The organism is Enterococcus sp. DIV1094 (assembly GCF_017316305.2).
GTDB classification, from domain to species: domain Bacteria; phylum Bacillota; class Bacilli; order Lactobacillales; family Enterococcaceae; genus Enterococcus_B; species Enterococcus_B mangumiae.
This window is the reverse complement of record NZ_CP147250.1, coordinates 1996379-2010260: the sequence shown is the minus strand read 5'-3', so window position 1 is coordinate 2010260 and position 13882 is coordinate 1996379. Positions and strand designations below refer to the sequence as shown.

Here is a 13882-nt window from a genome sequence, read left to right as displayed (position 1 = left end):
CTCGGAGCTGCGCTCAGTTGGCACAGCTTCTCTATTTGATAAAAACAGTTTTTTTCTTTATTGAAGTCCGATTGCAATGGCTATCATAATGAAGATCGTTCCTAAAACAAAGAAGAAACCTTGCATTTTGATTTGGAATCTTGCCCATTTTGCCCATTCGATCCGTGCAACACCTAATACGCCGATCAAGCTAGCAGAAACTGGCGTGAAGGCGTCCATGAAGCCGGAACCTAATTGATAAGCCAAGACTGCAACTTGACGTGAAACACCAACTAAATCAGCTAACGGAGCCATAATCGGCATTGTCAATGCTGCTTGACCAGAATTTGATGTTACGACGAGGTTGAACAAACTTTGGAAAACATACATCGCCCATGCACCGATCACTGCTGGTACGCCAGTCAATGCTGTTCCAATACTGTGTAAAATCGTATTAAGCGCAGAAGGCACAGAGGCATCTGATCCACCTAATACAAGTAAGATACCTTTTGCCATCCCAACAACGATCGCCGTTCCAGCTAAATCTGCGGCACCTGATTGGAAAGATGATGCAATATCATTGACTGTCATACCATCAAGTTTGAATAGCACAGCAATGATCCCTGCGACTAACCCCATAACGAAAAATTGCGAGGCGATCTCTGGGATATAGTAGCCTTTTTGAGTGACTCCCCAAACGATCCAAACTAAGACGATCAGCATTTCTACTAAAATCAATTTGTGTCCTAGTGTAAATGGTTTTTGCTCATCAGACGTTTTCTTCAAGTGGTTACGGAAGTATTCATCTGATTTATACGTCAATGAACTTTCTGGTTTTTTCCGAACTTTTTCACCATAGATCATCAAATAACCAGCTGAAAGTGCAGTCACGACGACCCACATGATCAATCGGAACGTTGCACCCGATAAGACTGGAATACCTGCGATCCCTTGGGCAACTGCCACACTGAATGGGCTCATCCATGACGTGGCATTCCCTACTTGCGAAGCAACGTAGGTGACCGTGACGGCAACAATCGAATCGTAACCTAAAGCGATCACAAACGGCACCATCACCATTGAAAATGGTATGACTTCTTCAGCCATACCGAATGTTGCGCCCCCAAATGAAAATGCAAAGAATAATAGCGGTAAAGCTAAACGTTCTAGGCCACGCGTCTTATTGATAAAAGCATAAATACCTGCATCGATTGCACCCGTACGCATGATGATCCCAAAAGCACCACCAACGACTAAAATAAGTGCAGCGATTCCTACTGCTGATCCATATTTATCTCCTGATACAAGCCCTTCAAAAACAAAGTTCAAAAAGCCAAATCCACCAAAGTTATCTGTTCCCCATAGCTTCGCTGTTTTATGGAGTTTCTTTGATGTATCATAGATATCTTCCCCGTATTCATCATATAACACATCATCTGTCAACGAGATTTCATCTAACTTCTCTTGGCTCAAATTTTTTTCACCAGCTGCAAGGACATCTTCTAATCCCTCTTCAGGAACAGCTAGTTTTTCTCTTTCACTTGGATTATTTTGCAATTCTTCCAGTTGATCAAACACAAATGCCTTATCTAATTCATAGGCATAACGGAATGAATCTTGCCGTAATACCGTTCTTGTACTCGTTTCTCCATTTGCATCTTTGTATTCAATATCTTGCGTACTGAATCTCCCAGCTGGTACGATAAACGTCAATATCCAGGCAAGTACAACTACACCAAAAATAATGACATACGTATGCGGAGTTGTCATTTTGGTAAAGTCCCGTTTTTTCTTCAGCGAAGAATTTTTTTCCTTCAAAACTAGTTCTTCCTTTCTTGTTACATTTTTATTGATAATGAATAAGCAAATCGATTATACAGTAAAATGTTCTATACCACATGAATAAACAATTAAAAAATTTTATTGATTTTCATTGACTAAAACAAGCTTTTTTTCATAAATGCTTTTGTATCAGTCATTCTTCCTATAAAAAATGATTAAAATTCTTTTTCTATTTTTACAATTTGTGCGTTCTCGTCTGTATATTTTCATTTCTACTGACGAATAAAAAAAGATAATTTAGCATTTTGCGAATATTTATACATTTTTATTCCAATAATTTTACAATCGAATCCTCGTTTTAGTTCAATTTCTGTCATCATTTCTCCTTTCTTTTCATTTTCATTAGGTATCTTCATTGCAATATTCATAACAAATGTACTATAATTGGAGTGTAAAGAGTTTTGGGGAAGACTCTTTCATCAACGTGTATAAAGAGACAAGAAAGAATTATCTTAATTCTTTCTTGTCTCTTTTTCGGACTATTTTTATTTTATCTATTAGTGACTCTCAAATAAATGAAGCACTGCAAAATAGACGATCTGCTGCAACAACACTTGGGTCGCTAACGACGCAGTGCCGCATATTGCTAGTTCAAATTTAGGAAGCGTAAGGACTGCATCGCCTAGCGTTGCATAATTATCTAGTACCAGATCCGCGTATTCATATAGCCGTAATCCGCTACTATGTCTTGACTTGATACTTCGGGATAGATCAAATCCGGTGATCACGATCAACAGGTGCCCTTGTGCTTTGATCCATTCTGCTAATTCAATGATCGCAGGGTTTCTTCCTTCATTTGATAGAAGCAGAAAAATATCCTCTGGGTGCGTATTGATCTGCTCAATGATTGCATGACCAGTTCCTTCCAACGTCTCATAAATCCCTGCGGCGGGGTGCTCGATCAACTGACTAGGTAATATTTTCGGACATTGTTGCCAAAACTCATAAGCGACCCCTTGTAAAGTGCGACTAGCAAAAATATGTAAGCATCCGCCTAGGCGAATTTGTGTAGCGATCCATCGTCCTGCTTGTTCCATCAAAGGTTCTTCTATTCTTAATTTTTGTTCAAGCTGTTGGCAATAATCAAAATAGGGTAGGCTCATCTTTTTCTCCTCTTCTTCTGCTATTTCAGCATAGAGACAACTGTCAAAAGAAAAATACAAAAAGATGAAACGGAGTAAGCACTCAGTCTCATCTTTACCTTAACCACTTATTCATTACAATCACGAAAAAATCTGATGTAGCAGCATCATTATTTCTCCGGTTTTCATGTAATAGATAGGAACGATGTATTGTTGGAAGTTTTTGAAACTTTCCTAAACAAGCAACTTGCTTGAACGTACATCTTTTTTGACATAGCAAATAAACTGTCCCGCTTCTTCCGCTATTTCTCCTGATAAGGTAGAAAATACTCCTTAAATCAGGTACAATAAATGCGGTTGATGCGTTGCATCGACTATGGCAAAATGATCGGTCAGGGTGTATACGTGTGACTGGTCATTCCTTGATCGTTAGTTGCCGCTAAGGATCAAGGAGCCTTTTTTAGTTATTTCTATCTGCATCTATTGTAAGGAAACTGCTGAACAAGTGCAAGCATCAAAATATCAGCGGCCAGATCTTGTTTGTCTTTCCGAAACATCTTTCGATCGGCTTGAAGAGGCAGCATGCCGACCTTTTTTGACAACATGGAATCTTTTGAGCAGGTAAGGGATATAGGCAAAGAGGTACAGCACGAGAAATGCTGCTGCAAAAATAAATGCCTGTTGGTCGCCCCACAAAAGAACGATGATCAAACTGCTGATTGCCACTGTTGCCAAGTACCATATAAAAATCAAAAAGGTTTCTTTTATTCTGACCATATATAACATCGTAAATAAACTAATAAATAATACTGGCAGTAAAAACAGCCAATTATTTCCTTCCATCAACCATTTCAATCCATCAAGAAACGTTTGTGCACTATTGATTAGAATCCCCATGTATGCAATACACCCCATTTACTATTCTTTCTCATGATTTTATTTATCTATTTGTACTATTTTAGTCAAGAGAACGACTTAAATCAATGAGGTATTGTTTGAGCTGTTCGCTGATTTCAGGATGACCTAAGCCGTATTCGATACTTGTTTTTAGATAACCAAATTTATCACCAACATCGTATCTAGAGCCTTTGAATTCTCTCGCATATACGGGCTGTTTTTTATTCAACTCATCGATGGCATCCGTTAATTGGACCTCATTGCCAGCTCCAGGTTTTTGTGTCTCTAAAAGTTCAAAAATTTCTGGTGTCAACAAGTAGCGTCCGATGATCGCTAAATCACTCGGTGCTTTTTCAGGCGTTGGTTTTTCGACGAATCGCTTTACTTCATACAAACCCTCTGACTCTTTGACTTGTGGATCGATGATCCCATATTTCGATGTCTCTTCATGAGGAACCTTCATGACCGCCACAGTCGATCCACTTGTCTTTTCATAATCTAAAATCAATTGTTTTGTCAGTGGGACCTCATCTTCCATCAAATCATCACCGAGCATGACGATAAATGGTTCATCACCAACAAATGTCTTTGCTTGTAATACCGCATGACCAAGCCCTAGTGGATGAGATTGACGGATAAAATGAAGATTGACTTTTGTTGTTTCTTCGACTAGTTTTAGCAAATCTGTTTTATTCGATTCTTGTAAATTCAATTCTAATTCGATATTTGAATCAAAGTGGTCTTCGATCGGGCGCTTCTCTTTTCCAGTCACGATCAAAATATCTTCGATGCCAGATGCTAAAGCTTCTTCTACGATAAATTGGATCGTTGGTTTATCAACGATCGGCAACATTTCTTTTGCCATTGCCTTTGTTGCAGGTAAAAAACGCGTTCCTAAACCTGCCGCAGGAATGACTGCTTTTTTTACAGTTTTTTTCTCCATATGCGTATTTCCATACTCCATTCTGTTGATTTACTGAAATTCGTTTTCCATCTTACCATCACGCAACATGATTTCCTTTGCTGCTTGTTTGATGTCCTCGCCTTGATAAAGGACCTGATAGATCGTTTGAGTGATCGGCATTTCTACGCCTAGCTGTTCTGCTAATTCAACCGCCGCTTTGGTTGTCGCTACGCCTTCCACGATCATTCCCATACTTTCTAAGATTTGATCCAGCTTTTGTCCTTCACCCAACATATGTCCGGCACGCCAATTTCGTGAGTGAACACTTGTACACGTAACGATCAAGTCACCAACGCCACTTAATCCAATAAACGTTAGCGGATTAGCACCCATTGCTACGCCTAAACGACTGATTTCAGCTAATCCTCTCGTCATGATTGCCGCTTTCGCATTGTCGCCAAAACCAAGACCGTGGATCGCACCAGCACCGATTGCAATAATATTTTTCAATGCAGCTCCTGTTTCGACCCCGATCACATCATTATTTGTATAAATTCGAAAATAGTCGTTCATAAACAACTCTTGCACATAAGTGGCTGATTTTTGATCGATACTTGCAGCAGTGATCGTCGTGATATCGTGGACGGCCACTTCCTCAGCATGACTTGGGCCTGACAACACAACGATTGGTTGGCGTTTTTCTTCTGGGATCTCTTCAGCGATCACTTCGGAGATCCGTTTGTGTGTGTCTTGCTCCAATCCTTTACTTGCATGGATGATGACAGGTTTTGTCGTTAAATGTTGCACTAACTCTTGTGCGACGCTACGTATCGCTTTTGTCGGCACGACAAACAATACCGCATCTACCCCTTCGACCGCTTCAGCCAATTCTGTATAGCCAATGATCGATTCTGGTAAATGTAATTCAGGTAAATAGCGTTTATTCGTATGATACGTATTGATTTCTGTGATTTGTTCTGGAACATTCCCCCAGATACGGACATCATGCCCATTTTCTGCTAAGGTTTGAGCTAAAGCAGTTCCCCAAGAACCTGGGCCTAATACTGCAATCTTTTGTTTCATGGAAATTCCTCCAAAATTCATAGTTAATTTCTATTATAGTATAGATTGGCAAAATACTGGACTTATTTTCATTGTTTTTCGCTTTTGTTTTAAAAAGTGCCTAGATTATTGAGCAGTTTTTAAATCTTATCCTAACATAAAAAAAAATAATGTTGCAATAACGTACATTATGTTCCTTTAACCGATTTAGGCGATATACTATGTTCATAAGTTAACCAATAAAGGAGGTTAGTATTATGTGGCAAGTTATCCCACCAATGTAAAAATATTTACATAACCAAATTTTCAGTAAAAATGAAAGTCGGCAGTTGCTAGTCAACGTCGACTTTTATTTTTTTGCGGAGAAAACAATCGAACGGATAACTGTTCTTATCCATCCATTGATACAAAAAAGCGAGAATCGAACAGTTGCTCGATTCTCGCTTTTTTAATTTTATTATGATCATTGTACTGAACGATTATATAAATCAGCCAATCAATTCCCAAGGTCCCCATTGCTCTGTTCCTGGTTCATTTCCTTGTGTCCACCATTTTGCACGGTAAGTATTTCCGTTGTGAGTGACAACATCACCTAGAACATAGACCTTCGTCGCATCCCATGCAGCGATTGCTGGTGCTTCTGCTGTTGTGATAACCAATGCTTCACTTGCTTCTGAGACATTTCCTGCTGCGTCAAAGGCTTTTACTGTGTATGAATATTCGGTGCTTGCAGTTAAGCCAGTATCTGTAAATGCATTTGTAACTGTTTCCCCTACTTCTTTACCGTCACGATAGATAACGTATCCGGCTACGCCAACGTTATCGCTTGAAGCAGTCCATGTCAATAAGACACTCTTATCAGTGATTGTCGAAGCGGTCACATCTAATGGTGTAGATGGCGCAAGTACATCTGCTGGAGGTACTTCTAGAGTTTCGATCACTAATGCTTTGCTTACTTCGGAAACATTACCTGCTGCGTCAAAAGCTTTCACCGTATATGAATATTCTGTTGTTGCTTCCAACTCTGTATCAGTAAATGCGTTCGTCGTTGAACGTCCTACTTGTTTGCCATCACGGTAAATATAATAACCAGCTACGCCACGATCATCAGTAGATCTTGTCCATGATAACGCAACCGTTGAATGTGTCGCTGTTCCTGCTAAGTTAGTTGGTTGTGATGGTTTTTCTGTATCTGGCGTTTTTTCTTGGAATAGATCTTTATACGCATTCGCAAATGACTCATTATACATCACACCTGCTGAATTTCTTCCTTCATCCCAGTTGATACTCCAAGTCATCAACCCTTTCAGCGGTGTTTGATCTTTTTCCATTTGTTCAAATACATCATAAACTTTCGATGGTTCTTTTACAAAGCCATTTGCTGCTGCATCAACGTTTGCTGGAATACCTAAAGCTAAGCGGTTCGCTGGGATTTGAATAAATCCTCCACTTCCTTCATTAAAAGCTTTTGAGATTCCATATAAGAATTCAAATTTTTTGCTGTCGTTGTTTTGAGCGATCCATTCAGTTCCAACACTGATACCGTCTCCTGCTTGATTGTACAACTGAGGTGCGATAAAGTCATACTCTTCTTCCAACGCAGTGATATAAGGAACATATTTTCCTTGTGTTCTTAAATAGGGAAATTCTGGTGCCATTGAGATAATGAAATGTTTTTGTTCTTTCTCAAAATGCGCACGTACGATTTTCAGAGCAGCTGGAATCACTGTTTTATTGTCGCCTGCATCTACTGCCGTTTGTTCTAGATCGATATCCAAGCCATCAAATCCATAGACTTCTACAAGACGAATGATTTCATCTGCAAAAGCTTGTTCTTCCCCTTTATGTAATTCAATATGGGAATCTGCGCCCCCAAGTGAAATAAGCACTACACGATTTTCCGCATTCAATGTCGCTACTTTTTGTCTAAATTCAGTATCAGACATATTGTACGGTTTGAACGTTGGAATACCATCCCCCTTCATGAAGGATACAGCAATCACATTATAAAACGGATTAACTTTCGCCAAATCAGTATCCGCTGGACGTCCTCCTTGGTAACCAGCTCCTTGCTCAGGCATCCAGTTATGATAATACCCTACTGATACTTGACGATTTGAGATATCTGGCATCACATCTGCTGCATCTGCTGCAAATACATCCGAGCCGCCTCCAATCAAACAACCTAATAGACCAACTGAGAATAACAACGTTTTCTTGTTCATTTTTTCCCTCCTAATTTTGTATTACAGAACAAATTAAAACATGTTTTTTTCTGACATTTTATTTTTGTAGGGTATTGCAACAAAAAAAGATTCTCTCTTAAAAATCGCACTTATTTAACAAAAGGGCGCATATATGAAAACATAACATTCACATAACTACATTATGCTATTATAGTCATATAAAAAAACAGCTTCTGGAGGTATTGAGCATTGACAGAACATGCTGCTCTAATTCGCAAACTAAGAAAAGATCGTGGACTAACACAAGAACAGTTGACTGAAGGCATCTCGCAAAGAGGAACTTTAGCAGCCTTTGAATCCCGTGGAACAAAAATCGGTTTTGAACTATTAGTCAACTATCTTGATCGTATGAACGTCACACTTGAAGAATATCAATTTTTGTTGAATAGCAATTCACTTTCGAATAAACAAAAATTGACGAATTATCTGATCAACTCGAAAAAGATCACACCTGCACAAGAACAAGAATTATTGAATGAATTTGAAAAAACTGGTAATATTTATTATCGCTTGATCTATGCCCAAAGAAAATTGATTTCAAATTATCTTTACAGCACCATATTTACCTCGGCAATGAAAGAAGAAATAGCTATCATTAAGACATATCTTGAAAAAATTGACACGTGGGGACATTTTGAGTTAGCAATTTTTTCAAATTGTTTATTTATTTTTGACGATGACTACATTATCCATTCATTTCAAAAGAGTGTCATTAAAATGAAAGCCTACATAGATAGTACCTACTATTCGGAACATCTTTCTATATTTATCTTGAACGGGATTCGTCTATCTTTCAATCGAGAGTCCTCGAGACTTCGCAAATTATTTCTAGAAAAACTAAAAATGCTCGCGAATACACACAAACAATCTTTAGATTTAGCACACTACAAAGTCTTTACTGCGCTCGATCGTTTGGCAGATGGTCAAAGAAGTGCTTGTAAAGAAGTTGAAGAAGGAATTCATTTCTTTGACTGGTTAGGCTTGACCTCTACGACAGAATATTTGATCAGCTTAAAAGACAAACTAGCTGAACAGTATAATGAGTCAATCTATACGGAAAGTCGAACAGACCGAAAAGTCATCGTAAAAAGCAAACGTGTCCCATCAACGTAATCGATCCAATAAAACGACAAACCAAAGCACTTAGCCTTTATTTTCTCGATAATGACTAAGTGCTTTTTAGTTATCTCGTCATTCTGTAGGTTCCACTTGAATGACGGAATTTCACACGATGACTACTTATAGCTGGAGCAGTTCGCCAGCGACCAATCTTTTTTGTTGCAATAACGTACAATTTTTTAACACTAAAAACATATCAGTTATGATAACAATTGTACGTTACATAAAGAAAAAATCATTGGAGGAAACATCATGAAAAAATGTACATTAATAGGTTTAGGATTGATTTTAGAAAGTATTGGAGCAAGCACGTTCACTTCGATCGATGTCGCTGCTCATGGTTACGTTTCGCAACCAGCAAGTCGCGGTTATCAAGGGAGCATTGACAAAAACAGCAACTATAATGCAGCATTCAAAAAATACGGAGCTGTCATCAATGAGCCCCAATCTCTTGAAGCACCAAAAGGATTTCCAGCTGCTGGTCCTGAAGATGGACAAATTGCTTCTGCAAATGGCGCTGTCGGCGATTTCCTATTAGATCAACAAACGGCATCTCTATGGACAAAACAACAAATGACAGCTGGTGCAAATGACTTTACTTGGACATTCACTGCTAATCATGCGACAACGAAATGGCATTATTACATGACAAAAGCAGGTTGGGATCAAAATGATGCGTTGACAAGAGATGATTTGGAATTCATTGGTGAAGTCTCAAATAATGGTCAATTATCTTCTACTAACCCGACTCATTCCATCAACATTCCTAGCGATCGCTTAGGCTATCATGTGATCTTAGCTGTTTGGGATGTTGCTGACACTAAGAATGGCTTCTACAACGTCATCGATGTCGATGTCAAAGGTGAAACTTTATTATCTGACTTACAAAAATAAAACAATACGATTGAACGAAAAAGAGTACCTCTATATTTGGCTAGGTACTCTTTTTTTGTGATTTCTTAAGTTTTACTAAAATATGCTGTTTATGAAAAGGCTTGTTCTCTTTTCATTCTAAATTTCATAAGCTACAATATGAGAGTACCTAGTTATATTATCGTTGGATTTCTCGTTGCAAGTTCATTTCATTGCTTTAAGAATATCTATTTATCATATATCGGTTGGACTATCCTTTGGTTTATGCCGACAGACGTTAGAACAAGATTGGGTAACTCGTTTTTAGGAGGAAATTTTATGATTCAGTTATTGCGCTATGCGAAAGACTATCGAAAACAAATCATCCTAGGTCCTGTGTTCAAATTCTTAGAAGCTGTCTTTGAATTGATCTTACCTTTGATGATGGCTTCGCTGATCGATAATGGGTTGAAAATGAACAATCGTGAAGTGATCATCAACATGGGTATTTGGATGATCGCCATGTCAGTGATCGGACTGATTTGTGCCATTATTTGTCAATATTACTCATCCATTGCCTCTCAAGGTTTTGGGACAGAACTTAGGAACCAACTTATCAAAAAAATCAATACATTTTCTCACAGTGAATTAAATCATTTTGGCACCGATACGTTGATCACGCGAATGACAAATGACATCAATCAACTACAACTGGCACTCGCAATGGTGATTCGTTTATTGATCCGTGCCCCTTTTTTAAGTATTGGGTCTGTGGTAATGGCTTTTGTGATCGACTGGCAAGTTGGACTATTCTTCTTAGCTTTGTTACCTATTTTTTCAGTCATTTTATACTTTATTATCCGTAAGACGATTCCCCTCTATCAAAAAGTCCAAGAAAAATTAGACGGTCTGAATGAGACTGTCAGCCAAAATTTAAGTGGTGTTCGTGTGATCCGTGCATTTTCTCGCACAAACAAAGAAATCAAAACATTTGATGAAAACACTGATGTCTTGGCAAAAAATTATTTACGTGTGTCTAATATCTCTGCTTTACTTTCCCCAGCTACGACATTGATCATGAATGTCGGCATCATCTGTTTATTGACTGTCGGTGGGATCAAAGTAAATATCGGTTCCTTACAACAAGGACAAGTCTTAGCACTGATCAACTACATGAATCAAATGTTACTTGCCCTGATCGTTGTTTCAAATCTTGTCGTGATCTTCACACGTGCAGAAGCTTCCGGCAAACGGGTCAAAGAAGTTTTAGATACTGAAAATAGCATCACTGATCCTGAAAGTTCGCTTGAACCAACGATGGATGCGGAAGATATCTTACAATTTAAAGACGTAGATTTTCGTTATACACCAGAATCAGGTCTATCCCTGCAAGGAATCAACTTCAAACTGAAACGCCAGACAGTTCTAGGGATCATCGGACCAACTGGTAGTGGGAAAACGACATTGACGCAATTGATCCCACGCTTTTATGATGTTAGTTCGGGCGCAGTGATCTTTAATGAGCAAGACGTTCGTGACTGGCCATTAGATGTTTTACGGAGCCAAATCTCACAAGTCCCACAAACAGCCGTCTTGTTTACTGGAACGATTCGTGACAATCTTCAGTGGGGCAAACCAGAAGCGACAGACGCAGAATGTTGGGAAGCTTTAGCGATTGCGCAAGCCGAGGATTTTGTTCGCCAATTGCCAAAAGGATTGGACACAAGAGTCATGGAAAATGGGAAAAACTTTTCCGGTGGACAAAAACAACGTTTGACGATTGCCCGCGCGTTGATTGCCAAACCAGCCCTCTTGATTTTAGATGATTCATTAAGTGCGTTGGATTACCAAACAGATTTAAACTTACGAAAAGCGCTCCAGTCTTCCCTTGATACAACGGTCATCATTATTTCTCAACGGATTCGTTCGATCCAACAAGCGGAGCGTATCCTCGTTATGGATCAAGGTCAAATCGTGGCACAAGGAACACATGATGAACTACTGGATCACTCGTTTGAGTATCGTGAAATCGTAGCATCTCAGGAGGAGGAATAAGATGAAGTCGAAAAAATTATCCATGCAAACCCTCAAACGCTTTGTTCCCTATCTGACTGCACATCCACGAGAAATTTGGCTGGCTGTCTTGTTGGGGATCATCAATGGTGTTGCTACCGTCGTCATGACACTACAAATTGGTCAAAGTATCGATCAAATGGTTGGGATCGGCCAAGTCAACTTTACTCGGTTGGCCCAATTACTTTTGATGTTCGGCGGGATCGTATTACTGAATGTCATCAGCCAATGGTTGATCCAAGTATTGAGTAATCGATTAGCATACCTATCTGTTGCTAATCTAAGAAAAGATGCCTTTGCTCGTTTGAATCTTTTACCTTTAAGATATTACGATCAAAATTCCCATGGGAACATCGTCAGCCGCTTTACGAACGATATGGACAACATCTCCATTGCAATCTCGGCGGCGTTCAATCAATTGTTTTCTGGCGTGGCGATCATTATCCTCTCCTTGATTTTCATGCTCAACTTGAGTCCATTATTGACCCTTGTTGTGATCTGTTCGACACCGATCATTTTCTTAGTTAGCTGGTTAGTTGCACGAGCTTCTCAAAATGATTTTGATAACCAACAAAAAATCATCGGAAATATCTCAGGTTTTGTGACGGAACGAATCGGTAATCAAAAAATCATCAAAGCGTTCCAACAAGAAGAAGTCAATCAACAACAATTCAGCGCATTGAATGCCGATCTATATGAGAAAGGACAACGTGCGCAGTTTTCTTCTTCATTGACGAACCCTTCTTCTCGTTTTGTCGATCACTTAGCCTATCTTTCCATCGGATTGATTGGTGGGTTACTTGCATTAAGAAGTGATTCAACGATCACTGTTGGTATTATTTCAAGCTTTACGATCTATTCTAGTCAGTTTTCAAAACCGTTTATTGAATTGTCAGGTATCACCACGCAGATCCAAACAGCTTTTTCTGGTTTAGAACGAGCTTTTGAATTGATCGACCAACCGGAAGAAACGCCTGATGAACCTTTTGCTTATCAACTTGATCCTAAAACGATCAAAGGCGAGGTCGCTTTCAAACATGTTTCTTTCTCGTATGAGCCACAACAACGCTTGATCGAAAACTTTAGCTTTGTTGCCAAACCTGGGCAAACGGTCGCAATCGTTGGTAAAACTGGTGCGGGTAAATCGACCTTAGTGAATTTGTTGATGCGTTTTTACGATGTTAACTCTGGAACGATCACGATCGACGATTATGATATTACTCAAATCGCTCGTGACTCCTTACGTAAGAGTTTTGGTATGGTCTTACAAGATACATGGTTATTCGACAGTACGTTACGAGAAAATTTACGTTACGGAAAACCGGATGCAAGTGATGAAGAAATCAATGATGCACTCAAATCAGCATATATGTACGAATTCGTCCAACGCTTACCTGAAAAACTAGATACACGTATCGGTGGACAAGGATTAAAAATCTCCGATGGGCAACGCCAACTACTAACGATCGCGCGTACCATGATCAGTAATCCACCGATGTTGATACTTGATGAAGCGACAAGTTCTGTGGATACATTGACGGAAAAGAAAATCCAAAATGCCTTTCTAAAAATGATGGAAGGAAAAACCAGTTTCGTGATCGCCCATCGCTTATCGACGATCAAAAATGCCGATCAGATCCTCGTCATGGATCAAGGAGCAATCGTAGAAATGGGTATGCATGACGAATTATTGAAGATCGCAGATGGGAACTATCGTCAGCTTTATCAAGCACAATTTACTGGATCAGCTGAAAAATAATGAGCATTTGTAGAGAGAAGTCGGAACAAAAATGTTTCGTCTCCTATAGATAAAAAAACAAGCAGTC

The 13882-nt window shown here is 39.1% G+C and carries 10 protein-coding genes; 4 read left to right on the top strand and 6 right to left on the bottom strand.

The genetic code is table 11. The annotated features are described in order from the left end of the window. Window positions 1-57: 57 nt before the first annotated feature. From yfcC to DOK79_RS09550, 6 genes are all read right to left on the bottom strand, one after another. A complete protein-coding gene (yfcC, locus tag DOK79_RS09575) occupies window positions 58-1797 on the bottom strand; it encodes a putative basic amino acid antiporter YfcC (RefSeq protein WP_206853305.1) in 1740 nt (579 codons plus the stop codon). Between the two features lie 521 nt (window positions 1798-2318). Next, a complete protein-coding gene (locus DOK79_RS09570) occupies window positions 2319-2924 on the bottom strand; it encodes an SIS domain-containing protein (protein WP_206853306.1) in 606 nt (201 codons plus the stop codon). A gap of 501 nt (window positions 2925-3425) precedes the next feature. After that, window positions 3426-3800, bottom strand: a complete 375-nt coding sequence (locus DOK79_RS09565; RefSeq protein ID WP_206853308.1) for a hypothetical protein — start codon at window positions 3798-3800, stop codon at window positions 3426-3428. A 61-nt stretch (window positions 3801-3861) separates the two neighbouring features. Then, window positions 3862-4743, bottom strand: a complete 882-nt coding sequence (galU, locus tag DOK79_RS09560) for a UTP--glucose-1-phosphate uridylyltransferase GalU (RefSeq protein ID WP_206853309.1) — start codon at window positions 4741-4743, stop codon at window positions 3862-3864. A 30-nt stretch (window positions 4744-4773) separates the two neighbouring features. After that, the gene (locus DOK79_RS09555) at window positions 4774-5787 is read right to left on the bottom strand and encodes an NAD(P)H-dependent glycerol-3-phosphate dehydrogenase (protein ID WP_206853311.1); all 1014 of its coding nucleotides are present in this window, start codon (window positions 5785-5787) and stop codon (window positions 4774-4776) included. Window positions 5788-6254: 467 nt separating this feature from the next. Then, window positions 6255-7991, bottom strand: a complete 1737-nt coding sequence (locus DOK79_RS09550; protein WP_206853315.1) for a fibronectin type III domain-containing protein — start codon at window positions 7989-7991, stop codon at window positions 6255-6257. Window positions 7992-8201: 210 nt separating this feature from the next. On the opposite strand from DOK79_RS09550, the gene DOK79_RS09545 reads away from it, so the two are divergent. The 4 genes from DOK79_RS09545 (at window position 8202) to DOK79_RS09530 (ending at window position 13815) form a co-directional block, all read left to right on the top strand. Further along, window positions 8202-9125 carry a helix-turn-helix domain-containing protein gene (locus tag DOK79_RS09545; RefSeq protein WP_206853319.1) on the top strand — a complete coding sequence of 308 codons (924 nt, stop codon included), beginning with the start codon at window positions 8202-8204 and terminating at the stop codon, window positions 9123-9125. 258 nt (window positions 9126-9383) lie between these two features. Then, a complete protein-coding gene (locus DOK79_RS09540; protein WP_206853322.1) occupies window positions 9384-10025 on the top strand; it encodes a lytic polysaccharide monooxygenase auxiliary activity family 9 protein in 642 nt (213 codons plus the stop codon). Between the two features lie 297 nt (window positions 10026-10322). Then, a complete protein-coding gene (locus DOK79_RS09535; RefSeq protein WP_206853326.1) occupies window positions 10323-12038 on the top strand; it encodes an ABC transporter ATP-binding protein in 1716 nt (571 codons plus the stop codon). Window position 12039: 1 nt separating this feature from the next. After that, window positions 12040-13815, top strand: a complete 1776-nt coding sequence (locus DOK79_RS09530; RefSeq protein ID WP_206853327.1) for an ABC transporter ATP-binding protein — start codon at window positions 12040-12042, stop codon at window positions 13813-13815. The last annotated feature ends 67 nt before the right edge of the window (window positions 13816-13882 follow it).

Excerpts from the sequence above, each read along its gene's own strand:
- DOK79_RS09570 (WP_206853306.1), bottom strand. The coding sequence starts at position 2,924 with ATGAGCCTACCCTATTTTGATTATTGCCAACAGCTTGAACAAAAATTA.
- DOK79_RS09565 (WP_206853308.1), bottom strand. The coding sequence starts at position 3,800 with ATGGGGATTCTAATCAATAGTGCACAAACGTTTCTTGATGGATTGAAA.
- galU (WP_206853309.1), bottom strand. The coding sequence starts at position 4,743 with ATGGAGAAAAAAACTGTAAAAAAAGCAGTCATTCCTGCGGCAGGTTTA.
- DOK79_RS09555 (WP_206853311.1), bottom strand. The coding sequence starts at position 5,787 with ATGAAACAAAAGATTGCAGTATTAGGCCCAGGTTCTTGGGGAACTGCT.
- DOK79_RS09550 (WP_206853315.1), bottom strand. The coding sequence starts at position 7,991 with ATGAACAAGAAAACGTTGTTATTCTCAGTTGGTCTATTAGGTTGTTTG.
- DOK79_RS09540 (WP_206853322.1), top strand. The coding sequence starts at position 9,384 with ATGAAAAAATGTACATTAATAGGTTTAGGATTGATTTTAGAAAGTATT.
- DOK79_RS09535 (WP_206853326.1), top strand. The coding sequence starts at position 10,323 with ATGATTCAGTTATTGCGCTATGCGAAAGACTATCGAAAACAAATCATC.
- DOK79_RS09530 (WP_206853327.1), top strand. The coding sequence starts at position 12,040 with ATGAAGTCGAAAAAATTATCCATGCAAACCCTCAAACGCTTTGTTCCC.